The sequence below is a fragment of the Streptomyces sp. NPDC031274 genome (assembly GCF_055570235.1).
The window spans coordinates 311,331-332,931 of record NZ_JBVIHP010000005.1; the positions used below are offsets into that span (position 1 = coordinate 311,331).

General features: G+C 69.6%; 22 protein-coding genes and 1 riboswitch. Of the genes, 9 read left to right on the top strand and 13 right to left on the bottom strand.

The genetic code is table 11. The features are described 5' to 3' along the window. Positions 1-181 precede the first annotated feature (181 nt). From ACZ5CR_RS11530 to ACZ5CR_RS11550, 5 genes are all read right to left on the bottom strand, one after another. Positions 182-1,951, bottom strand: a complete 1,770-nt coding sequence (locus ACZ5CR_RS11530; RefSeq protein WP_468856090.1) for an ABC transporter substrate-binding protein — start codon at positions 1,949-1,951, stop codon at positions 182-184. A gap of 101 nt (positions 1,952-2,052) precedes the next feature. Next, on the bottom strand, positions 2,053-3,057 hold the full coding sequence (locus tag ACZ5CR_RS11535) for an ABC transporter permease (protein WP_468856091.1): 1,005 nt from the start codon (positions 3,055-3,057) through the stop codon (positions 2,053-2,055). Positions 3,058-3,465: 408 nt separating this feature from the next. Next, positions 3,466-4,239, bottom strand: a complete 774-nt coding sequence (locus ACZ5CR_RS11540; RefSeq protein WP_468856093.1) for an enhanced serine sensitivity protein SseB C-terminal domain-containing protein — start codon at positions 4,237-4,239, stop codon at positions 3,466-3,468. 243 nt (positions 4,240-4,482) lie between these two features. Continuing rightward, positions 4,483-5,286, bottom strand: a complete 804-nt coding sequence (locus tag ACZ5CR_RS11545; RefSeq protein WP_468856096.1) for an enhanced serine sensitivity protein SseB — start codon at positions 5,284-5,286, stop codon at positions 4,483-4,485. 60 nt (positions 5,287-5,346) lie between these two features. After that, entirely contained in the window at positions 5,347-6,021 is a 675-nt protein-coding gene (locus tag ACZ5CR_RS11550) for an AAA family ATPase (RefSeq protein WP_468856219.1), read from the bottom strand. Positions 6,022-6,203: 182 nt separating this feature from the next. Then, positions 6,204-6,309: riboswitch (glycine riboswitch) on the top strand. Positions 6,310-6,473: 164 nt separating this feature from the next. Here ACZ5CR_RS11550 and gcvT point away from each other — a divergent pair. From gcvT to ACZ5CR_RS11575, 5 genes are all read left to right on the top strand, one after another. Beyond that, a complete protein-coding gene (gene gcvT / locus ACZ5CR_RS11555) occupies positions 6,474-7,607 on the top strand; it encodes a glycine cleavage system aminomethyltransferase GcvT (RefSeq protein ID WP_468856098.1) in 1,134 nt (377 codons plus the stop codon). A 100-nt stretch (positions 7,608-7,707) separates the two neighbouring features. After that, on the top strand, positions 7,708-8,085 hold the full coding sequence (gcvH, locus tag ACZ5CR_RS11560) for a glycine cleavage system protein GcvH (RefSeq protein ID WP_468856100.1): 378 nt from the start codon (positions 7,708-7,710) through the stop codon (positions 8,083-8,085). 20 nt (positions 8,086-8,105) lie between these two features. Continuing rightward, positions 8,106-9,368, top strand: coding sequence for a serine hydroxymethyltransferase (gene glyA / locus ACZ5CR_RS11565; protein WP_468856102.1), 1,263 nt, complete (start codon positions 8,106-8,108; stop codon positions 9,366-9,368). A 173-nt stretch (positions 9,369-9,541) separates the two neighbouring features. Continuing rightward, entirely contained in the window at positions 9,542-10,912 is a 1,371-nt protein-coding gene (locus ACZ5CR_RS11570; RefSeq protein ID WP_468856104.1) for an L-serine ammonia-lyase, read from the top strand. A gap of 76 nt (positions 10,913-10,988) precedes the next feature. Next, positions 10,989-11,204 (top strand): EF-hand domain-containing protein, encoded by a 216-nt coding sequence (locus ACZ5CR_RS11575; RefSeq protein WP_468856107.1) that lies wholly within the window; start codon positions 10,989-10,991, stop codon positions 11,202-11,204. A 70-nt stretch (positions 11,205-11,274) separates the two neighbouring features. Here the strand turns inward: ACZ5CR_RS11575 and ACZ5CR_RS11580 are convergent, their stop codons facing one another. Continuing rightward, the gene (locus ACZ5CR_RS11580) at positions 11,275-12,066 is read right to left on the bottom strand and encodes an ABC transporter ATP-binding protein (protein ID WP_468856109.1); all 792 of its coding nucleotides are present in this window, start codon (positions 12,064-12,066) and stop codon (positions 11,275-11,277) included. Then, a complete protein-coding gene (leuA, locus tag ACZ5CR_RS11585; protein ID WP_468856222.1) occupies positions 12,063-13,775 on the bottom strand; it encodes a 2-isopropylmalate synthase in 1,713 nt (570 codons plus the stop codon). Before leuA ends, ACZ5CR_RS11580 begins: the two co-directional genes overlap by 4 nt. A 276-nt stretch (positions 13,776-14,051) precedes the next feature. On the opposite strand from leuA, the gene ACZ5CR_RS11590 reads away from it, so the two are divergent. Both ACZ5CR_RS11590 and ACZ5CR_RS11595 read left to right on the top strand, forming a co-directional pair. Then, positions 14,052-14,834, top strand: coding sequence for a FadR/GntR family transcriptional regulator (locus ACZ5CR_RS11590; protein ID WP_468856111.1), 783 nt, complete (start codon positions 14,052-14,054; stop codon positions 14,832-14,834). Next, entirely contained in the window at positions 14,831-15,130 is a 300-nt protein-coding gene (locus ACZ5CR_RS11595; protein WP_468856113.1) for a hypothetical protein, read from the top strand. The genes ACZ5CR_RS11590 and ACZ5CR_RS11595 overlap by 4 nt, the downstream gene beginning before the upstream one ends. Before the next feature lie 54 nt (positions 15,131-15,184). Here the strand turns inward: ACZ5CR_RS11595 and ACZ5CR_RS11600 are convergent, their stop codons facing one another. Next, on the bottom strand, positions 15,185-15,754 hold the full coding sequence (locus ACZ5CR_RS11600; protein ID WP_468856116.1) for a GntR family transcriptional regulator: 570 nt from the start codon (positions 15,752-15,754) through the stop codon (positions 15,185-15,187). A 33-nt stretch (positions 15,755-15,787) separates the two neighbouring features. On the opposite strand from ACZ5CR_RS11600, the gene ACZ5CR_RS11605 reads away from it, so the two are divergent. Continuing rightward, complete coding sequence (locus ACZ5CR_RS11605) at positions 15,788-16,063, top strand: hypothetical protein (RefSeq protein WP_468856117.1); 276 nt, start codon at positions 15,788-15,790, stop codon at positions 16,061-16,063. Here ACZ5CR_RS11605 and ACZ5CR_RS11610 read toward each other — a convergent pair. After that, positions 16,021-17,151, bottom strand: a complete 1,131-nt coding sequence (locus ACZ5CR_RS11610; RefSeq protein WP_468856119.1) for a CU044_5270 family protein — start codon at positions 17,149-17,151, stop codon at positions 16,021-16,023. The two genes, ACZ5CR_RS11605 and ACZ5CR_RS11610, sit on opposite strands and share 43 nt — an antisense overlap. Then, positions 17,148-17,843 (bottom strand): RNA polymerase sigma factor, encoded by a 696-nt coding sequence (locus ACZ5CR_RS11615; protein ID WP_468856224.1) that lies wholly within the window; start codon positions 17,841-17,843, stop codon positions 17,148-17,150. Before ACZ5CR_RS11615 ends, ACZ5CR_RS11610 begins: the two co-directional genes overlap by 4 nt. 240 nt (positions 17,844-18,083) lie before the next feature. Between ACZ5CR_RS11615 and ACZ5CR_RS11620 the strand changes: the two genes are divergently transcribed. After that, the gene (locus tag ACZ5CR_RS11620) at positions 18,084-18,743 is read left to right on the top strand and encodes an NADPH-dependent F420 reductase (RefSeq protein ID WP_468856122.1); all 660 of its coding nucleotides are present in this window, start codon (positions 18,084-18,086) and stop codon (positions 18,741-18,743) included. 68 nt (positions 18,744-18,811) lie between these two features. On the opposite strand, the gene ACZ5CR_RS11625 is transcribed toward ACZ5CR_RS11620, so the two are convergent. The 3 genes from ACZ5CR_RS11625 to ACZ5CR_RS11635 all read right to left on the bottom strand — a co-directional run bounded on the left by ACZ5CR_RS11625 (position 18,812) and on the right by ACZ5CR_RS11635 (position 21,431). Then, positions 18,812-19,363, bottom strand: coding sequence for a glycoside hydrolase family 25 protein (locus tag ACZ5CR_RS11625; protein ID WP_468856123.1), 552 nt, complete (start codon positions 19,361-19,363; stop codon positions 18,812-18,814). 83 nt (positions 19,364-19,446) lie between these two features. Continuing rightward, complete coding sequence (locus ACZ5CR_RS11630; RefSeq protein WP_468856125.1) at positions 19,447-20,646, bottom strand: YncE family protein; 1,200 nt, start codon at positions 20,644-20,646, stop codon at positions 19,447-19,449. Continuing rightward, positions 20,646-21,431: a polysaccharide deacetylase family protein gene (locus tag ACZ5CR_RS11635; protein WP_468856128.1), complete on the bottom strand. Its 786-nt coding sequence runs from the start codon at positions 21,429-21,431 to the stop codon at positions 20,646-20,648. The genes ACZ5CR_RS11630 and ACZ5CR_RS11635 overlap by 1 nt, the downstream gene beginning before the upstream one ends. Positions 21,432-21,601 lie beyond the last annotated feature (170 nt).

Sequence of the window (21,601 nt, forward strand, 5' to 3'; positions counted from 1 at the left end):
ACGCCAGCGCGCCATACCACGCTCCCCCCCCCCCCCCCCCGCCCCCCCCCCCCCCCCCCCCCCCCCCCCCCCCCCCCCCCCCCCCCCCCCCGCCCGGGGCCATCACCTGCCCTTCGGACTGGCGGGATTCGGCGGTAGGACGGCCTTTACGGGGACTGCTGACTGCTGAACTGCGTTGCTGCTACTTTCCGCCGTTCACACCGAGCGAGACGTAGTCGTAGCGACCGCTGTACGCGGCGGACGAGTAGACGTTGCTCGCCCGCGACGAACGCCAGCTGATGTTCTTCTCGTAGATGAAGGGCATCCAGTACGCCTTGTCCACGATCTCGTGAGCCAGCTTGGTGTAGATCTGGCCGGCCTTCTCGGGGTCGACCGTGGCGATCGCGTCGTCGAAGTACTTGTCGATCTTCGGCTCGTCGATCTGCGACTCGTTGTAGTTGCCGTTCTCGTTGATGAAACGGCTGTCGAACAGCGGCTGGGCGTAGCCCTGGCCGGTCGGGAAGTCGGGGCCCCAGCCAGCCATCGTCATGCCGATGCCGCGCTTCTTCACGACCGCCGGCGAGCCGGTGATGCTGGAGGAGTCGGCGCCGTCGATCTGGTCGACCTCGGCGTTGATGTTGACCTTCTTCAGCTGCTCCTGGAGCGCCGTGGCGGCGTCCACCTCACCCGGCTGGTTGGTGCGCGCCGAGATCTTGGTCGAGAAGCCACCGGGCTTGCCGCAGTCCTTGAGCTCGGCCTTCGCCTTGGTGACGTCCGGCTTGCCCTTGCGCTTCAGGATGCCGTACGGGTCGTAGTCGTCGTGACCCTTGATCGACTTCGGGAAGACGTTCGCGGCGATCTCACCGGCGGCGACCGGGCCACCACGGGTCTTCTGCAGGCTCGCGAAGTCCGTGGCGTAGAAGACGGCCTTGCGGCAGGCCTCGTTGTCGAACGGCTTCGTCTTGGTCACAAGGGCGACGTAACGGACGAAGTCCGTCTGCATGTTGTCGACGTTGTCCTTGTGGTCCTGAATGGCGGTGGTACGACCCGACTGGGTCATGCCGGTGCCATTCATGTCGATGTCGTAGTCACCTTCCATCAGGCGCTTGTCGTTCTCTTCGAGGTTCGCCGAGATGGTGACCGAGATCTTGTCCGGCAGGGCGGGACGGACCGGGTCGGACGACTTCTTCCAGTTCTTGTTGCGGACCAGCGTGATGCTCTTGCCGGCGCTGTAGTTCTGGAACTTGTACGGGCCGGAGGAGAACGGGCGCTGGGTGTACTTGGCGCCGGTGTCCTCGGACTGCTTGACCGGGGTGCCCGACGGCATCGCGAGCATCTGCTCGAAGTCGCCGTTCTTCTTGGGCAGCTTGAAGATGATGGTGTTGTCGTCCGGCGTCTCGACCGACTTCAGGCCGAGCTTGTCCTTCGACTTGTCCTCGTAGGGGCCCTTGTACTCGCCCTTGGGGTCAAGCGTGGACTTGAGGTAGCCGGGACCACCGGTGATGACCTTGGTGGCCCAGATGCGCTCGATGCCGTACTTGATGTCCTTGGAGGTCAGCTTCGAGCCGTCCTCCCAGGTGAGGCCGTCACGCAGCTTGTACGTGTAGGTCTTGCCGTCGTCGCTGATCTTCGCCGTGGACTCGGCGAGGTCGGGGACGAGCTTGTTGGACGCGGCACCCGGCTTGGTGTCGTACGTGATCAGCGTGCGGGTGTAGTACCGCATGAAGTCCCACGTCATGCCGTAGTACGCGCGCTGCGGGTCGGCCGAGTCCAGGTCCTGCTTGGCGATGAACTTGAGCGTTCCGCCCTTCTTCGCCGACTTGTTCGCGACCTTGCCGATGGCCGCGTTGTAGCCCGCGCCCTTGCTGTCGTCGTCACTGCTGCCGCCGCCGCACGCCGTGGTGGTCACCAGCGCCGCTACGACGAGGGCCGCGCCGGCGGTCAATCGTCGCTTAGAGGAACCTGTGGGCATTTCTCGCATCCTCCGAGATTCGCGGTCCTTGGCCTTGACTGCCTTAAGAACCATGTGAAAAGCCGCCTGACGCTGGGGCAGGGGCAAGCCAGTTGGGGCTGTTAACGAGTTCCCTTGGGGTCCAGGGCATCGCGCAGCCCGTCACCGAAGAGGTTGAAGGCAAGCACGGTCACGAAGATCGCCAGGCCGGGGAAGACCATGAACATCGGGTCATGCTCGTACGTCGCGAGGGCGTCCCGGAGCATGCCGCCCCAGGAGGCCGTCGGCGGGCGCACACCTGCGCCGAGGAAGCTGAGCGCCGCTTCGGTGAGGATGTTGGTGGGGATCATGAGCGTCGCGTAGACGGTGATCGGAGCGACCAAGTTCGGCAGCAGCTCACGGAAGAGGATGTGCCGTTGACCGCCGCCGAGGCTGCGGGCCGCTTCCACGTACTCGCGTTCGCGCAGCGAGAGGGTCTGGCCTCGGACGATGCGCCCGACGTAGGGCCAGCCGAAGAAGCCGATCACCAGGATCAGTACCGCGATGCGGACGCCGCTGCCGGTGAGCCCGAGCAGGTCGTCGGGGAGCACCGAGACCAGGGAGATCACGAAGAGCAGCTGCGGGAAGGCGAGCAGCACGTCCATGACCCGGCTGATCAGCGCGTCGATCCAGCCGCCGAAGTAACCGGCGATGATGCCGAAGAAGGTGCCGAGCGCCACGGCCACCACGGCGGCCAGGAAGGCCACCAGGAGGGAGATACGGGCGCCGTAGACGATCCGGCTGAAGACGTCGCGGCCCTTGTTCGGCTCGACCCCGAAGAGGAAGTCCCAACTCATGCCGCCGAACGCACCCTTGGGCAGGTTCGTGAGGTCTTCGAGCTCTTCCTGGTGGAACTCGTTGGGCGGGTGGCCCAGCAGGGAGACGATCAGAGGCGCGAAGACGGCGACAAAGACCAGGACGAGCACGGTGATGCCGCCGGCCAGCGCGACCTTGTCCCGCTTCAGGCGGTTCCAGGCGATCTGCTTGAGGGACCGCCCCTCGACCTTCTTCACCCCTGCATCAGCTGCGGGAGCGACGTCCGCCGTCGGGTCCGCGTCCGCAGGTGTGTCATGCAATGGTGCCGTCATCGTGGCAGGGACCCCTCTCAACCGGTGGTGACCGGCCCGCACTTGCCGCTGTAGCGACGTGATCTGTCCGTCGTACACGGGGGCGAAGCGCCCCACTTGCGGGAGTCTTCATCGGGGTTGCGATCTGTTACCAGCCTTGACGGGGAATGGATGCTCAACCGTGATGCTGTTTGAGGTGTTCCGTTATCCGGACGCACGTGAACGAGGGGCGAACACGGGGCAGTTGGGTGGCAACGGGCCACGGGGGCTTAAAGGGCCCCTCCACCACCAGAACGGACATTGTGGCTGTCGGGGCAGGTATACGAGGCGCGGTGGCCGGTTCAGGGCGTCTTCAGCGCCGCGTCGGTGCGCATTCCGCACCGGATCCACACCGCGTCTGCACCGATTCAGTACCGCTTCGGTACCGCTTCAGTACTGCGCGGGGTATCCGTATCCGCCTGCGGGCGCCGGGGCCGGCTGGGCCTCGCGGTCGTAGAACGGCCTGGCGTTGGCGCGCAGCCACAGGGCGACCGGGTCGTACCCGTCGGACATCGCGACCGTCGAGACGGGCAGCCCTTCGGGGACGGCGGCGATCGACTGCTGCATCATCGTGCGCACCCCGTCCACCGACGACGGGGACGTGTCGTACACATCGAGGCCGATGGCCAGATACGGCGCACCGAGCGCGGGCTGCACCCAGGCGCGGCGCAGCGAGCGGACCGCGGGGGTGCGGTGGGCGTTCTGGGTGAGCAGGGCGTAGAACTGCGGGATCTCGATGGCGGGCTCGGTGAGCCTGAGCGGGCCCGCGGGCAGCAGGTCGAGGCCGGAGGCGATGCGCCGCAGGTCGAGCCAGGGGATGCCGACGCCGCCGCCGGGGGCGTGCGGGTTGAGCCAGAGGCCGTAGTGGTCGGGGTAGAGGGTGCGGGCGATGTCGATGCCGCTGACGACCTCGTACGAACGGTTCCAGCCACTCGCGGAGAGCTCCTGGGCGGAGGTCACGCACGGTGCGTAACCGAGGCCTTCGACCTCCATGTTCCCGTACTGCGCGTCGGGGGATCCGGCCTGGCCGTGCCAGAGCAGCATCCACACCTGGTCGGCGGCGAGCGCCCGCAGGAGCGCCTCGTAGGCGTCATACCGCCCTGGCGTCACCTGGCGCAGCATGTGCTCGACCTGCCCGGCAGCAGCCGTGCCCGACGCACTCACCCTTAACCGCCCCTTCGCGATGACCCGCTGACCCGCAGAGCCACTGACCCGCTGAGCCTGGAACCTGATGAACCTGGAACCCGATGAACCTGATGAACCTGCCGTGACCTGAGCCGAGCTGATCGGTGGCCCCGGGCCGAAACGGCAGGGCCGTGCCCCGCCCGGGCCATGAAACCAGCTTAAGCGGCGATCCTGACACCGACTTGACGTACGGCACCCTCACACACGTACCTGCACATGTCCTTACACATGTCCGTGCTCGTGCCCCGGTGTCTGACCGAAGAAGGGCCGAACCCGCTCGCGCATCCAGTCACCGACCGGGTCCTGGGCGACGTCGAGCAGCACCAGGTTCACCGGCCAGACCACCGGGGCATGGCCGAGAGCCCGGCCCACGGCCTCCATCGGCAGGTCGCGCGCGTTGCCCTCCCAGGAGGTCAGTTCGACGCCGACGAACAGCGTGGGCTCCTCGCCCTCGACGCTCGCCAGGCAGCGACGGGCGCTCAGGACGACCCCGGTGGCCTCGAACTCACGGGCGGCGGCGGACAGGAAGTCCACCGGGTCCTGCTGCCAGTCCGGTTCGAAGAGCCGTACGCGGCCGCCGGTCGCGGGGCCGTCCAGCGGGGTGCGTCCGGCCCGGCAGAGTTCGGCGACGGCGGGCGGCGGCAGCGGGACCCCGACCGTGCCGTCCGGGTTGACCGCGATGCCCATCTGCGGGGGAAGCCCGCGCGCGAACTCCACGGCGGGCGCCACGGTGCAGCCCATCCGGCCGCCGGTGACCTGCTGGAACTGCTGCTCGGAGCTGAAGACGGGGACGAAGGCCTGGCCGTCGATCTCCAGCGTGGGCAGGTCGAGAGTGCCGCTGTCGGGACCGCCCCCGCTCGGCAGCGGGACCCAGACGTGGCTGCGGCCGAGCACCTCGACGATGCGGGCCCCCGCGGACGTCCGGGGCGCCCCCGGCGTGCCGAGCGATGCCGCGAGCACCTCTTCGAGTTCGTTGCCCGGCCATCCTCCGTACGGATGTGCGTGCGCCTGCGCCGGAATATCCATCTGTCCAACCCCTGACCTGTCCCGCTCTGCCTGCGGCACGACCCTAACGCGGCGGGCGGCTCAGCCTCCGAAGCCGATCCCGCGCAGGATGCTCGCGGCTGCCCGGTCGAGCAGGATCGCGGAGCCGCAGCCGCGCGGCAGATCGCCCCGCTCGGCGGCGCCGACCAGGCGGCCGACGGTCCTGCGGTGCCGCGCGAAGGCGTACCGCGACACGCCGCGCCCGCGCGCGAGCTGCCCCTCTATGGCGGTGTCCGGCGGCACGTCGAGCAGCAGCAGGTGCAGCGTCGTGCCGCGCCGCACCGCCTCGCGGGCCAGCCAGCTGCGCACCCATGTCTGGGTGCCGCAGTCGTGCACCACGATCCCCTCGCCGGAGCGCAGGGCGGCGCGCAGCCCCGCGTAGTGCGCGAGGCGGACCAGGGGGCGGTAGACGGCGTACGGCAGCAGGGCCGGCATGCGCAGGGCCCAGCGGTCGCGGGTGTCCTGCGAGTCGATGCGCGGGCCCGCGACCGCTCTGCGCATCAGCGTGGACTTGCCGCTGCCCGGAAGGCCGGAGACGACGATCAGGTCGCCCGCGCCGAACGTGAGGCGGTGCGGGCTGCGGCCGGACCGCTGCCTCAGGTCGCGGACGACGACCGCGGGCAGGGCGCCGCAGCTCTCCCTGGTGGGGGCGGCGGCCTGTTTGGGCAGGGCCACCCCCGTGTTGGTCGCGTAGACACTGGTCCTGCGCACCGTGATCGGCCTCCCCTAGCGGTCACGTAACTGCTTACCGCAGCTTCCCCGGCAAGTGTAAAGAGAAGGTAATGCGGCACAACAGCGCCCGGGGCCCGGGGTGTACCCGGAATAGCACAGCTGGACTGGCACTGCCCCGTGACGGAGGCCCGTGCAATGATGTGCCCGCAAACTCCATACAGGCCGCTTGAATCCGCGCGGGAGAGTTCCCGGTCGCCGTCGCAGGACGCACCGGGGCGCCGAAGGAGCAAGTCCCTCCCTTGAATCTCTCAGGCCCCGTACCGCGCGGGCGAGGCACATCTGAAAAGCGGGTCGCTCCGGCGGCTCCACCCAAGGTGCAAGTCATGACCCCCTGATACAGACGTATGACATATACGGACGGGTCGTGGTGAACCTCTCAGGTTCCGATGACAGATGGGGAGGATCGACCTCGCCCGTCATGCCCTGGGAGTTCCCGTATGAGTACCGTCCCCCGTCTCACCGCCCTGGATGCCGTGCATCGCGCGCTCGGCGCGACCATGACCGACTTCGCGGGCTGGGACATGCCGCTGCGCTACGGCAGCGAGCGCGACGAGCACATCGCCGTCCGCACCAAGGCCGGTCTCTTCGACCTCTCCCACATGGGCGAGATCACGGTCACAGGACCGCAGGCCGTGGACTTCCTGAACTTCGCGCTCGTCGGCAACATCGGCTCCATCGGTGTCGGCCGCGCCCGCTACACGATGATCTGTGCCGAGGACGGCGGGATCCTGGACGACCTGATCGTCTACCGTCTGGGCGAGGCCGACGCCCCTGAGTACATGGTCGTCGCCAACGCCTCGAACGCGCAGACCGTGCTCGACGCGCTCACCGCCCGCGCCGACGGCTTCGACGCCGAGGTCCGCGACGACCGCGACGCGTACGCGCTGCTCGCCGTCCAGGGTCCCGAGTCCCCCGGCATCCTGAAGTCGCTCACGGACGCGGACCTGGAAGGGCTGAAGTACTACGCGGGCCTGCCGGGCACGGTCGCGGGCGTGCCCGCCCTCATCGCCCGCACCGGCTACACCGGCGAGGACGGCTTCGAGCTCTTCGTCTCGCCCGGCGACGCCGAGAAGCTCTGGAACGCGCTCATGCAGGCCGGCGAGCACGTCGGCCTGGTCCCGGCCGGGCTCTCCTGCCGCGACACGCTCCGTCTGGAGGCGGGCATGCCGCTGTACGGGCACGAGCTGACCGCGGAGCTGACTCCCTTCGACGCGGGCCTGGGCCGGGTCGTGAAGTTCGAGAAGACCTCGCAGTCCGACACCTTCGTGGGGCGCGCGGCGCTCGCGGCCGCCGCCGAGCGCGCCGAGACCGCTCCCCCGCGCAAGCTCGTGGGTCTGGTCGCCGAAGGCCGCCGCGTCCCGCGCGCGGGCTTCTCCGTGGTCGCCGACGGCAAGGTCATCGGCGAGGTCACCTCCGGGGCGCCGTCCCCGACGCTGGGCAAGCCGATCGCCATCGCGTACGTCGACGTGGCGCACGCGGCCCCCGGAACCGCCGGGGTCGGCGTCGACATCCGGGGCACGCACGAGCCGTACGAGGTCGTGGCGCTGCCCTTCTACAAGCGCCAGAAGTGACGCTTCCGCCACTGTTCCGTCTCTGTGGTAAGCCGGAAGTGACCCCACGCACATCAGTCCCGTTCCGCAGCACCCACCCGCGTACAGGAGAATTCAGGTCATGAGCAACCCCCAGCAGCTGCGTTACAGCAAGGAGCACGAGTGGCTTTCGGCCACCGAGGACGGTGTGGCGACGATCGGCATCACGGAGTTCGCGGCCAACGCGCTCGGTGACGTCGTCTACGCCCAGCTCCCTGAGGTCGGCGAGACCGTGACCGCGGGCGAGACCTGCGGCGAGCTCGAGTCGACGAAGTCCGTCAGCGACCTGTACTCCCCCGTGACCGGCGAGGTCACCGAGGCGAACCAGGACGTCGTGGACGACCCGTCGCTGGTGAATTCCGCTCCGTTCGAGGGCGGCTGGCTGTTCAAGGTACGGATCTCGGAGGAGCCGAAGGACCTGCTCTCCGCGGCCGAATACACCGAGCTCGCAGGCAACTAAAGACCCTTAGGGACCACCTGATGTCGCTTCTCAACACCCCTCTCCACGAGCTGGACCCGGACGTCGCCGCCGCCGTCGACGCCGAGCTCCACCGTCAGCAGTCCACCCTGGAAATGATCGCCTCGGAGAACTTCGCTCCGGTCGCCGTCATGGAGGCCCAGGGCACGGTCCTCACCAACAAGTACGCCGAGGGCTACCCCGGCCGCCGCTACTACGGCGGCTGCGAGCACGTCGACGTCACCGAGCAGATCGCGATCGACCGGCTCAAGGACCTGTTCGGCGCCGAGTACGCCAACGTCCAGCCGCACTCCGGTGCCTCCGCCAACCAGGCCGCCCTCTTCGCCATCGCCAAGCCCGGCGACACGATCCTCGGCCTCGACCTGGCACACGGCGGCCACCTCACCCACGGCATGCGCCTGAACTTCTCCGGCAAGCAGTTCAACGTGGTCCCGTACCACGTCGACGAGGCCGGTCTGGTTGACATGGCCGAGGTCGAGCGCCTGGCCAAGGAGAGCAGCCCGAAGGTGATCATCGCGGGCTGGTCCGCCTACCCGCGTCAGCTCGACTTCGCCGAGTTCCGCCGGATCGCCGACGAGGTCGGCGCGTACCTGTGGGTCGACATGGCGCACTTCGCCGGGCTCGTCGCCGCGGGCCTTCACCCCAACCCGGTGCCGTTCGCGGACGTGGTCACCTCCACCACGCACAAGACGCTCGGCGGCCCGCGCGGCGGCATCATCCTGGCCCGCAGCAAGGAGTTCGCGAAGAAGCTGAACTCCGCGGTCTTCCCCGGCTTCCAGGGCGGCCCCCTGGAGCACGTGATCGCGGCCAAGGCCGTCTCCTTCAAGGTCGCGGCCTCCGAGGAGTTCAAGGAGCGCCAGCAGCGCACCCTGGACGGCGCCCGCATCCTGGCCGAGCGCCTGGTGCGGGACGACGCGAAGGCCGTCGGTGTCGACGTCCTGTCCGGCGGCACGGACGTGCACCTGGTCCTGGTGGACCTGCGCAACTCCGAGCTCGACGGCCAGCAGGCCGAGGACCGCCTCCACGAGGTCGGCATCACGGTCAACCGCAACGCGGTCCCGAACGACCCGCGCCCCCCGATGGTCACCTCGGGCCTGCGGATCGGTACGCCCGCGCTCGCGACCCGTGGCTTCCAGGAGGACGACTTCCGTGAGGTCGCCGACATCATCGCCGAGGCGCTGAAGCCGGGCGACGTCGACACGGAGTCGCTCAAGGCCCGCGTCTCCGCCTTGGCGGAAAAGCACCCGCTGTACCCCAACCTGTAGCAGTTTCGTACGCTTTCCTTCGTACGAATCTTCGGGGCACCACGCACACTGGATGTGAACACAGTGAGCGCGGTGCCCCGGTTCATGCCCCGGTTCCACGCCCCGGCTCACGCCCTGCTCTCTGCACCACCCCGGCAGACAACGGCGTCTACCAACCACCATTGGAGTTTCTCGTGGCCCTCTCGGTCTTCGACCTGTTCTCGGTCGGCATCGGCCCGTCCAGCTCCCACACGGTCGGCCCCATGCGCGCCGCACGCATCTTCGCGAGCCGCCTCAAGAACGAGGGCCTGATGGCCCACACCACCGCCATACGGGCCGAGCTCTACGGCTCGCTCGGCGCGACGGGCCACGGCCACGGCACCCCGAAGGCGGTCCTGCTCGGCCTGGAGGGCGAGTCCCCGCGCTCGGTCGACGTCGAGTTCGCCGACGAGCGCGTCGAGCAGATCAAGAGCGCCGGCCGCATCAACCTCCTCGGCATGCACGAGATCGACTTCGCCTTCGACGACGATCTGGTCCTGCACCGCCGCAAGGCCCTGCCGTACCACGCCAACGGCATGACGATCTTCGCGTACGACCGTGAGGGCGCCCCCGTCCTGGAGAAGACGTACTACTCCGTGGGCGGCGGCTTCGTGGTCGACGACGACGCCGTCGCGGGCGACAACCCGATCGTGCCGGACGACACCGTCCTCAAGCACCCCTTCCGCACCGGCGACGAGCTGCTCCGCCTCGCCGAGGAGACCGGCCTCTCCATCTCCGCGCTGATGCTGCAGAACGAGAAGGCGTGGCGCACCGAGGAGGAGATCCGCGCGGGTCTGCTCGACATCTGGGGCGTCATGCAGTCCTGCGTCTCGCGCGGCATGTCCCGCGAGGGCATCCTGCCGGGCGGCCTCAAGGTCCGCCGCCGCGCGGCCAACTCCGCACGCCAGCTGCGCGCCGAGGGCGACCCGCTGGCCCGCTCCATGGAGTGGATCACGCTCTACGCGATGGCGGTGAACGAGGAGAACGCGGCGGGCGGCCGGGTCGTGACCGCCCCGACGAACGGCGCCGCGGGCATCATCCCGGCCGTCCTGCACTACTACATGAACTTCGTGCCCGGGGCCGACGAGGACGGCGTCGTCCGCTTCCTGCTGGCCGCCGGAGCGATCGGCATGCTGTTCAAGGAGAACGCCTCGATCTCCGGCGCCGAGGTCGGCTGCCAGGGCGAGGTCGGCTCCGCCTGCTCGATGGCGGCGGGCGCCCTCGCCGAGGTGCTCGGCGGCAGCCCCGAGCAGGTCGAGAACGCGGCCGAGATCGGCATGGAGCACAACCTCGGCCTGACCTGCGACCCGGTCGGCGGGCTCGTCCAGATCCCGTGCATCGAGCGCAACGGCATGGCGGCGGTGAAGGCCGTGACCGCGGCGAAGATGGCGATGCGCGGCGACGGCAGCCACAAGGTGTCCCTCGACAAGGTCATCAAGACCATGAAGGACACCGGGGCCGACATGAGCGTGAAGTACAAGGAGACGGCGCGGGGCGGGCTCGCGGTGAACATCATCGAGTGCTGAGCCCGCGTCCCGGTCGTCACCCGGACGGCGGATACCCTGAGCCCCGTCAGTAGTGCACCAAGAAGGGGTGGATCCGGTGGCGGACATCGAGGAAGCGCGCAGGACGTTCGAGCAGTTCGACGCGGACGGCGACGGCTTCATCACAGCGGCGGAGTGGAAGTCGGCCATGGCCAAGATGGGGGACTTCTACGTCACCGAGACGGTGGCCGAGGCCGTGATCGGCACGAAGGACACCGACAAGGACAAGCGTCTCTCCTTCGACGAGTTCTGGGCGAGCCTGAACAAGAAGTAGTGGTGGTCCGTACGAGGGGCCCGGCGCGTGAGAGAGCGCCGGGCCCCTCGTACGTACTCGCCGCGCGTACTCAGCGGGCGCGCCGCGCCGCCCGCACGCTCCACCGCCCCTCCGTGCGCTCCAACCGCACCGGGTGGTCGAAGCACTTGCTGATCTGGTCGCTGGTCAGTACGTCGTCCACGGCGCCGGAGGCGAGTGCGCGGCCGTCGCGCAGCAGCAGCGCGTGCGTGGTGCCTGCCGGGAGCTCCTCCAGGTGGTGCGTGACCAGGACAGTGGCGAGCTCGGGGTGGCTCTCGCGCAGGGTGTCCAGGCTGTCGAGGAGGCGTTCGCGGCCCGCGAGATCGAGCCCGGTGGCCGGTTCGTCGAGCAGGACGAGCCGCGGTCTGGGCATCAGCGAGCGCGCGATCAGGGTCCGTCCGCGCTCGCCCTGGGAGAGCGTGGGCCAGCGCGCGTCCGTGCGGTGCGCGAGCCCGAGCATGGCGATCAGGCGATCGGCCTGCTCCTCCTGCTCGGGTGTGGGGCTCCACCGGGGCAGCAGCTCCACGCTGTTGGTGAGCCCGGTCAGGACGACGTCGCGCACCCGCAAGGGCGAGCGGAGTGGATGACGCGGGTTCACATGGCCCACGTAGGAACGGAGCTCGCGCAGGTCGACGCTGCCCAGGCGGCGGCCGAGCACCTCGACCGTGCCGCGCGTCGGGTGGGTCACGGCGCCGCAGAGGCTGAGCAGGGTCGACTTGCCCGCGCCGTTCGCGCCGAGCAGCGCCCAGTGTTCGCCGGGGCGCACGGTGAGGGTGACCTCGTCGAGGATGGGCCGGTCGTCGCGGACGACGGTGACGTTGTCCGCGTGCAGCACGGGGGTCATCGGGCGGCCCCCGCCCGGTTCACCGCGGCGAGCACGGCCTGCACGGACGCGGTCAGGACCGAGGTGTCCAGGCCCGCGCCCCAGCGGACGACACCGCCCACCGCGCACTCCGCGTAGGCGACCGCCTCGCTGCCGCCGCCCGCCCCGGTGGCGTGTTCGGAGTAGTCGAGGATGTCGACGGTGATCCCGGCGGCGGCGAGCGCCGCGACGAACGCGGAGAGCGGACCGTTGCCCGTTCCTTCGAAGTCCCCGGTTCTGGAGCCGACTTGGAGGGTGCAGGTGAAGCGGTGGGTGCCGTCCGGGGCACGGTCGGTGGTCCAGGAGCTCAGCGCCGCATACGCGCCGTCGCCCTGCCCCGGCGCGACATAGGTCGCGTGGAAGAGCTCGTACAGCTCCTTCGCGCTCGCCTCCTGACCGCTGTCGTCGGTGGCCTCCTGCACCGCCCGCGAGAAGTCGGGCCGCATGCGCTGCGGCAGGTCGATGCCGTGCCGGGTCCGCAGCAGGTACGCCATTCCGCCCTTGCCCGACTGGGAGTTGACGCGGATGACGGCTTCGTAGGTGCGGCCGATGTCCGCGGGATCGATCGGCAGGTACGGCACCTCCCAGGGCGCATCGCTCTCCGGCACCTCCAACTCGGCGGCGCGGCGGGCGTGGTGGGCGAGACCCTTGCTGATGGCGTCCTGGTGGGTGCCGGAGAAGGCGGTGTGGACGAGGTCGCCCGCGTAGGGGTGGCGGGGGTGCACGGGCAGCCGGTTGCAGTGCTCGACGACCTCGCGCACGGCGTCGATGTCGGAGAAGTCGACCATGGGGTCGACGCCCTGGGCGTACAGATTCAGGGCGAGGGTCACCAGGTCCACGTTGCCGGTGCGCTCGCCGTTGCCGAAGAGGCATCCCTCGACGCGCTGGGCCCCGGCCAGGACGGCGAGTTCGGCGCAGGCGACTCCGGTGCCGCGGTCGTTGTGGGGGTGGACGGAGAGGATGACGGACGCGCGCCGGGTGAGGTTACGGTGCAGGTACTCGATCTGATCGGCGTACACGTTCGGGGTCGCGATCTCGACGGTCGCCGGGAGGTTGTGGGTGACGGGACGGTCGGGGCTCGCGTCCCACAACTCGGTGAGGCCGTCGCAGACTTCGAGTACGTAGTCGGGCTCGGTGAGGTTGAAGGTCTCCGGCGAGAACTGGAACCGGATGTCCGCCCCCGGCCGCGCGTCGGCCAGGCGGGCCATGTGGGCGGCGGCTTCCGTGACGACGTCCCGCACCTGCGCACGCGACCGCCCCAGCACCACGTCACGCCAGGTGGGCGAGGTGGGGATGTAGAGGTGTACGACGGCGCGGGGCAGTCCCTCGATCGACTCGAAGGTGCGGTCGATGAGTTCGGGCTTGGCAGGCGTGAAGACGACGATGCTGACGTCACCGGGGATCCCGCCGCTCGCGCTCAGCGCGGCGAGGTCGCGTACGAAGTCGAAGTCGGCGCGGCTGGCGGACGGATAGCCGACCTCGATCTCCTTGAACCCCATCGAGACGAGCAGGTCGAAGAAGCGCCGCTTGCGCCCGGTGTCCATCGGCTCGGCGAGCGCCTGATTGCCGTCGCGCAGGTCGACGGGGACCCAGAGGGGGGCGTGCTCGATGCGGGCGCTCGGCCAACCGCGTTCCTGGGCGGCGGGGACGTCGACCCGGTCCTGGTAGGGGCGGTAGCGATGGTGCGGCATGGGGCTGGGGCGCTGGGGGTTCCACGGGTACACGGGGGATTCCACGGTGGATGTCACGGTGGCCTCTCGGCTCGGTCGGTGAACTGGCCGACCGGCAGCACGGCACCCCGCGGCGGGGTGCCGGTCGCTTCAGGCCCCGCCGCGGCAGCCGAGAAGGAGGAGACCGCAGAAGATCACGGCGCTACACTAGCCACACCTCAGCTCCTCAGACAAGTACTCCTCAGACAAGTGGGTCGCCCAGCGCTCCCCCGCCCTCTCTCCCTGAAAGGTCCCCGGATGCCGCCGCTCGGCTCCCTACGCCCCAGCCCCCTGGTCGAACAGGCCACCGAGCGCCTGCGCGAGCAGATCGCCGGCGGCCACTGGCCCATCGGCAGCAAGCTCCCCGGCGAGACGACCCTCGCCAAGGAACTCGGCATCGGCCGCTCCACGGTCCGTGAGGCCCTGCGCGCACTCGCAGGGGCAGGCCTCGTACAGCCACGCCAGGGCGCAGGCGTCTTCGTCATCGCGACGGAACCGGTCGCGGACTGGCCGACGCGGCTGCGGCGGGCGGCGGTGTCGGATGTCTACGAGGTGCGGATGCTGGTGGAGGTGCAGGCCGCGCGCCTTGCCGCGCTGCGGCGCACCGACGAGGACGTCACGGCGATGCGCGCCGCACTCGAAGGCCGCAGGGCCGCGGCTTCGGGCAGCGACGCGGCCTTCGTCGACGCCGACATCGCCCTGCACGCGGCGGTCGTGGCGGCGGCTCGCAACCCCGTACTGACGGACCTCTTCGCGGAGTTCGCCCCCGTACTGCGGGAGGGCCTGATCAACCTGCTCGACCTCGTCGACGTACGCACGAAGGAACCGAACCACGGGGACGCCGTCCACGCCGCGCTCGTACGGGCCGTCGAGGCAGGGGACGCGGAGGAGGCGGCGCGGGTGGCACAGGCGGAACTCCAGGACACGCTGGGGCGGTTGCTGTCCCGCGACCAGGACGCGTATCGAGCAGTGATCGACCCGCCTGCCGCACAAGCCGGTGGGGCCGCCCGCGGCGACTCGCGTGAGATCATCCGTCCATGAGCAGCGACCTGGAAGTAAGCCTGGAAGTGAGCGCTCTGGCGATCAATGTCACGATCCCGCAGGAGCTCCGCTGGACGGACACTCGGCGCGGCGAAGAGTTCACCCTGAGCACCCTCAACGTCCGGCTCCTCCCGGACGGGCACCTCGCCACGAAGGCCTACGGCCGACCAGTCGCCGGTGGCCGGGGCGCCTACGTCTCGTTCCCCGTCCCCGACAGGCCCGAACTCGCGGCCCTGATCGCCGACGCCGCCAGCCGCGCCGGGGCACTGTGGGCCGCGCATCGGGGTCTCGGCTGAGGTTGGTTCGGCTTGAAGGGCGGTCGAGTACGGCGGCGTCGATGCCGGGCGTGATCAGCCGGTCCCGGTCCCGGTCCCGGTCCCGATCCCGATCTCGTAGCGCAGGCGCCCGCGGTGGGCGGGCATGGTCATCAGGTCGACCTGGATCGGGAGGTTCCGGCCGTCCAGGGTGACCCGGGCCAGCCGGAGCACAGGCTCGTCCGTCCCCAACCTCAGGTCCTCTCGCTCCTCGGCGCTCGGCACGTCGGCGGTGACATCCTCGCGGACCCGCACGCCGACGTGCCCGAGCTCGGCAAGCAGCGTGACGGCGCCGCCGGGAATCTTCGCCGTGCCCGCGAGGCGGGTTCCCCGGGCGATGCGAGCGGGGTAGTACGTGTCGGTCAACTCGCATGGTTCGCCGTCCAGTTGGATCACTCGACGACGTACGATCACGGGCTCGCCCTCGGGCACCGAGAACAGTTCGGCCACCTCGGGCGGGGCAGGGACCTCACCGGCGCGCACGATGCGCTGGGTTCCCTTGCGCCCCTGAGCCGCGGCCTCGGCCCCCCAGACGTCAGGGCTCCCGTTCCCGGGTGGCGCCAGGTACGGCATCGATGTGCTCGTCCAGTCACCGCTGCCCCTCATGGCGCCCTCCCGTATGCCGCTCACCCTGCCGCTGTGCTCACGCGTCCCCGGATCGTAGGCGACTCACTCGCGCCGGGGCGGCGGACGACGGCCCGCATCGCCGCCTCGCCCCTCACCGTCATACCGGTCCTCGCCGTCCACACGGCGATGGCGCCGCCCGTCCTCCCCGAACTCCGGGCCTCCGTCAGCCACCCGGGCATCGACGGATTCCGCGAACTGCTCGTCCTGCTGCTGCGGGCCGTGCAGGACGGGCGCCCGAACCGTGCTCAGCCGCGCTCGTCGCCGGGCTCGGGCTTCATGCCCTTCTGATCGACGACAGCACGCTCCAGGATCGCGCTGCTGCCGCTGAGCTCCTCGGGGTTGCCCCCCTTGCCGGGCTTGCCACCCGGCTTGTGGTTCTTCGTCATGTAGCCGCGCGAGCCGAGATATTCGAAGGACTTCTTGTCGAAGATCCACACCTCGCGCGTCGCCCACGACGACTCGTCGAGGGTGATGCCGATTCCGTGGCGACCCGCCGCGTCCACCGCGTCGGGCACCTCGGTCACACCGGGGAGCTTCGCGACGACCTTGTAGAACGCCGCGGCATTCTCCGGCGGCATGATCGTCGATTCGAGCAGGTCACCGATCTTGTCGAAGACGGCCTGTGCCTTCGTCTCCTCCCCTTCGATCACGTCCGTCTCGGCATACAGCTTCTTCAGCAGGGCGTCGGGGTCGGTGGGCAGCGAGGCGAGCCAGTTGTACGTGGGCCGCTCCGACCCCTCCGGGATGGCTCCGGAGTCATCGGAACCGTCCACGACGGACGTTTCGATGGGGACGTCCTGGCCGGGCATCGACGCGCCCTTTCCGCTCTCCCGGATCATGCCGATGTTCGTGACGGGAGCGGGGTCCTGCGACATCCAGGACTCCTGCTTGTACGGAGCACCGAGCTTCACCTTGGCGTTGAGCTCGCCCTCGTTGCCCTGGAGCAGGCTGCGGATGTAGACGAACTGGCTCGCCTTCACCCGCCGGGTGTCGGCCTTCAGGGAAGCGGTGGCGATCCGGTCGAGAGTGACGGCCGCACCGGAGGTGGCGCCGTCACCGGCCCCCATGTCACGGACACCGTCGGCGTTGTCGGACGGAAGCGTGGCCAGCAGGATCCCTGCCACCGCGAAAGCGGCGGCGGCCGGCATCAGCACCGCGGGACGCAGCAGCCTGCGGCGGGTGGATGCGGGGGCGGGGGCCTGCTGTGCGCGGTCGGTGCGCTGATCCGTGTCGTGGTCGATGTGCTGCATCAGGACGTCCTTGTGGTGAAGGTGACGCCCCGGCGGAAGCTGCCATTCGTCTTCGTCCGACTCCGGCAGCAGGCGGGCCAGTTCGGCGGCCTCGGCCTCTCCCGGGGGCGGGGTGGCGGCGTTCATCGGAATTCCTCCCGCAGGGGCAGGGCCGCGAATGCGGCCTCACTCTCTACCTCTCCGCGACCACGGTGAGGTTCCGTCACGTTCTTCATCTTCTTCATGTTCTTCATGTTCTTCGCGTTCTTCGCGTTCTTCGGGTTCGTCGCGTTCTGCGCTTCCGTCGCATCCGGCCCGTCCTCGCTGAGCCGCCGCAGCCGCGCACGCGCCCGCGAGAGCCGCGACCGCACCGTGCCGACGGGAACACCGAGCGCCTCGGCGGCCTGCGCGTAGTCGAGCCCGGACCACACGCACAGGACGAGCACCTCCCGCTCCGGACGGCGCAGCCGACGCAGCGCGCCGTGCACCGCCGCGAGCCGTCGCGCGTCGTCCATCCGCCCCGCCGACTCCTCGGCGAAGTCGGCCACTTCGGGCGGGGACGGCTGACGGGAGAGGAAGGCGAGCCGCCTGCGCAGACCCCGGTTGGCGTTCTGCGCCTTGTGCGTGGCGATGCCGAGCAGCCACGGCTTGAGCGAACCGCGGTCCGGCTCAAGGCGGTCCCGGGTACGCCAGGCCGCGAGGAAGGTCTCGGACATGACCTCCTCGGCGGTCGACCAGTCGCCGGTCAGCCGCAGAGCGTGGTTGTAGACCGTCCGCGCATACGCCTCGTACAACTCACCGAACGCCTCCCGCTCACCTGCCCGGATCCGTGCATGGATGCCGTCTCCCAGTTCAGTACGCCTCACACCACATATCTCTCCGCACCCTCCACCGAGTTCCTGTGCCCCTCGTCACACCCCCACCAAGGACACGCACAGGCTGACGGAGTCCCATACTCGCCTCGGCGAGATCGTGGTGAAACTCTGGGGGTGGCCGATCGGCTCAGCCGGAATACCTCACCGGTTCCGGAGGTTGGCTCCGCTACGGCACCACCGAATCCACCCCCGGAAGGGCGAGTCATGAAGATCGGCATCATCGGCGCGGGCAACATCGGCGGCAACCTCACCCGGCGCCTCACGGCTGTCGGCCACGACGTCTCCGTCGCGAACTCCCGTGGCCCGCAGACCCTCACCGACCTCGCCAAGGAGACCGGCGCCACGCCGGTGACGGTCGAGGAGGCCGCGCGCGGCGCCCAGGTCGTCGTCGTGACGATCCCCCTCAAGGCCGTACCGAACCTGCCGTCCGGCTTCCTCGACGGCGCGGCGGACGGCTTCGTCGTCATCGACACCGGCAACTACTACCCGCAGCAGCGTGACGGGAAGATCACCGAGATCGAGGAGGGCCTGACCGAGAGCCGCTGGACCGAGCGCCAGATCGGCCACCCGGTGATCAAGGCCTTCAACGGCACGTACGCCCACGACATCCTCGACAAGCCGCAGCCCAAGGGCACGCCCGGCCGCGTCGCTCTTCCCGTGTCCGGCGACGACGAGGACGCCAAGAAGGTCGTACGCGACCTCCTCGACGAGATCGGCTTCGACAGCGTCGACACGGGCGGCCAGGACGAGTCGTGGCGCCAGCAGCCGGGCACTCCGGTGTACGGCCTCGCGGCGGATGCGGAAGCGGTCCGCAAGGCGCTGGACTCGGCGTCCCAGGAGCGGACGCCGGACTGGCGCGCCTGACCGAGGCGAAGGGGCGCGCGCGGGACGGCCACGGCTACGGCGCGACTACGGCCACAGCTACAGCACGGCTACGGCTTGGCCCACTCCCGCAGCGCGTCCTCGCTGTCGAAGTCCGCGACGTTCTTGTCCAGTGGCGTCGACGTGTACTGATGGAAGCGCCACTTCGCCTTGATGCGCGGCTTGCCCGCCGTGACGTAGTCGGCGATCCAGAGAGCGTCGCCCGCGTATGACGTGGTGTCGTGGTTGAGCCAAAAGTCCCTGTTCGTGTACAACATGACCCGGTGGTTCGGGCGCAGCCTCTTCACCTCGCGGATGAAGGCGTCCTTCTCCGCGTTGCTGGCGCGCGTGTGCTCGCCCGTCCACTCCCAGTCCGCCGCGAGCAAGTCCCCTGATTTCTCAGGGGACTTGCTGACGAAGTACTCCGCCTGCGCCTTGATGTTCCCGGGCCACAGGAAGTGGTAGAAGCCGACGACGCAGCCGCCGTCCCGAGCGCGCTTCACCTGCGCGGCCAGCTTCGGGTTGACGTACGAACGGCCCTCCGTCGACTTTATGATGACGAAGGAGCGGCCGTCCGTTTCGAAGGTGGACTGGTGCGAGCTGACGTCGATGCCTTTGAGCACGGGCGGCCTCCTGAGCGGCAGAGGGGAGGGGTCGATCTACCCTTCTGGTGCCCGGTGGCCGCTGTGGTCAACCGTTGAACAGCTCAGCGGAAGATCCCCGTGTGCCCCAGCGAGTAGCGGCCGGGCTGCGGATACACCGCCAGGCCGTGCGGGCCGCCGCCGACGGGGATGCGGGCGATCTGGACTCCGGTGCGGGTGTCGATGGCGTACACCTCGGAGTCGTAACGGCCGGAGAGCCAGAGGGTGTTGCCGTCCGCCGAGACGCCGCCCATGTCGGGGCTGCCGCCCTGGGGGAGCTTCCACTTCTTGGTGAGTCTGTTCTTGGGGAAGTCGAAGACGGAGATGGTGCCTTCACCGCGGTTGGACACGTACATCTCGCGTGAGTCCCTGCTGACGTACAGGCCGTGGGTGCCCTTGCCGGTGTGCAGGAGCTTCGGCTTGTCGAACTTGTCGCCGCTCAGGACCCACATGCCGTCGGCCATCATGTCGGCGACGTAGAAGGTCTTGCCGTCGGGCGAGATCTTCACGTCCTGCGGCATGGCGCCCTTGAAGGGCAGCTTCTGCTGGCCGACGACCTTCATCTTCTCCGTGTCCACCTTGAGGAGTTCGCCGGAGAACTCGCAGGAGACGATGAAGTAGCGCCCGTCCGCCGAGAAGTCGGCGTGGTTGACGCCGTAGCAGCTGACCGGTTCGGTCTTGACCTCCTTCATGGTGTGCGGGTCGCGGAAGACGAGCTCGCGGTCCATCGAGGCCATCACGACGGCGTACTTGCCGTTGGGCGTGAAGTAGAGGTTGTACGGGTCGTGGACGTCGACGGGCTTGCCCGCCTTGCCGGTCTTGGGGTCGATGGGGGTGAGTGTGTGGCCGCGGTTGTTGTTGACCCAGAGCGTCTTCATGTCCCAGGAGGGGACGACGTGCTGGGGCTGGACACCGACGTCGATCGTGTCGATCACTCGGTACGTCTTGGGGTCGATGACCGAGACCGTGTTGGAGGTGGTGTTGGGGACGTAGATCCGGGAGGGGAAGTCCTCCACCACCGGGGAGAGCCTGTTGGGGCGGTCGGCCGCGTAGACGTCCTTCTTGTCGAGGAGGGGCGGCATGCCCGGGAGGCCGGGCGCGGCCTCGGGTTCGGGTCTGGCGGGTTTCTGGACGCCCTTGGTGCCGAGGGCCTCGTTCTCGCGCGCGTCGCCGCCGCTGCCGCAGCCGGCGAGCGCGGCGGCGACGACGGCCCCGGCGGCGACGGCCGCTCCGGTGCGCCGGGTGAGCTTCAGGTGCAGGGTCATCAGGTCAGCAACTCCGTGGTCGTCACCGCGCGCAGGCCGCGGCGGTCGAGGTCTTCCAGGACGGCGGGGAGCGCGGCGACCGTGTCCGCGTACCCGAAGTGCAGGCTCACGACGGAGCCCGCGCGCACCTCTGAGGCGATCTTGCGGGTGACGGCCGGGGCGCCCGGTGAGGTGAAGTCGAGGGAGTCGACGTCGTACGAGAGCACGTGCGGGTAGCCCGCGCGGTGGGCGAGGCGGGCCACGAGGGGTGTCGCGGTCTCGGCGCGCGAGGGGCGGAACCAGGTGCCGATGGAGCCGGTGAGGCGGCGCAGTCGGTCGGCGCAGCCGGTGATCTCCGCGTAGGCGTCGGCCTCGGGCAGTTCGTTGATCGTGACGTGGTGGTGGGTGTGGTTGCCGAGGTCGTGGCCGCCGTCGAGGACGCGGCGGGCGAGCTCGGGGTGCTCGTCGAGCCAGCTGCCGACGGCGAGGACGGTGATTCTGGCGCCCGCCTTCTCGGCGATGGAGAGCAGGGAGCGCGCGGTGGCCGGGTCGCCCTGGCCGTGGAAGGTGAGGGCGACCTGGGGGCGGGCGCGGGGGCTGTGCGCGATCTGGTCGGGGAGGCCGGGGAAGCGGCGGGGCGCGGGGGCGGCGCGGGGCGTTTTTCGGGCGGGGTGGCGGGCGGCGGGTGCGGCCTGGTGCGCTGCGGGGGCGGCGGATCCGGAGGCGGAGCAGCCTGCGGTGAGGGCGCCCGCGACGGCCAGTCCGGCGCCCGCACGCAGGGCTCCGCGGCGGTCAGTCTCGATCACCCGACCATTTAATGGTAAAAGCGGTCAAAAGCCGTTGATTGCGTGCGGATGGAGCCTGCGGGTCGGGGCGCTACCGCCCGTCCGATCCCCCGCCGCCCCTTACGGAACACCTGTCACAGCTAGAACTTAGCCAGTGTTTACCAGGTAGGTGTCCCAGCTCACCAAGGATT